Here is a 554-nt window from a genome sequence, read left to right as displayed (position 1 = left end):
CTCTCTGGGCGGTGTTGTCCGGCTTAATGGTACGCTGTATCCCGCGTTTGCCGTTCCCTCAGCCGATAACAGCCAGCTGGTCATCAGTGCACTGACCGATAAGGGGTTACGGTATGCAGGGTATGGTGTTGCCGTAAATCACGATGCAGACAGCCACATATCACCTGCGCCGGAACTTATGGAGTTTCATCTGAAAACCCGTGAGGCACCGCTTTTTGCTGCCGTCAACACACCAGAAAAACAGCCGGATCATCTGTTCCGCTCGCTGGGTTTTAATCGTACCTGGGACGAATGGCGGCGCGAGGAAGATGCACGAACACACGCCACCGAGAGGAGACATGATCGCGGTTGGTCACAGTGAATGTGAACAATATTTTGTTTTGTTTAACATCGTGTTATGTTCGTCGATGTTCTTCGATGTTCATCGACAGGGATGAATGCAAGAAGCACACACATAATGCAAGCATAGTTTTGTTTTTCCGCCCCCAAAAAATGGGGGTTCTTTTTTCGCCGCATTAGAGCGCTTTTGACGCAATTTTTCACTTCAATAGTAC

1 protein-coding gene is annotated in these 554 nt (G+C 49.5%); it reads left to right on the top strand.

Going from position 1 to position 554, the window contains the following annotated elements:
- Positions 1-361, top strand: a 361-nt coding sequence (locus GVK91_RS27160; RefSeq protein ID WP_369073913.1) for a hypothetical protein, incomplete at its 5' end; no start/stop codon positions are given.
- Between the last annotated feature and the right edge of the window lie 193 nt (positions 362-554).

The sequence above is a fragment of the Sphingobacterium sp. 18053 genome, from assembly GCF_902706145.1.
GTDB classification, from domain to species: Bacteria; Bacteroidota; Bacteroidia; order Sphingobacteriales; family Sphingobacteriaceae; genus Sphingobacterium; species Sphingobacterium paramultivorum.
This window is presented reverse-complemented; position numbering and strand designations above follow the sequence as displayed.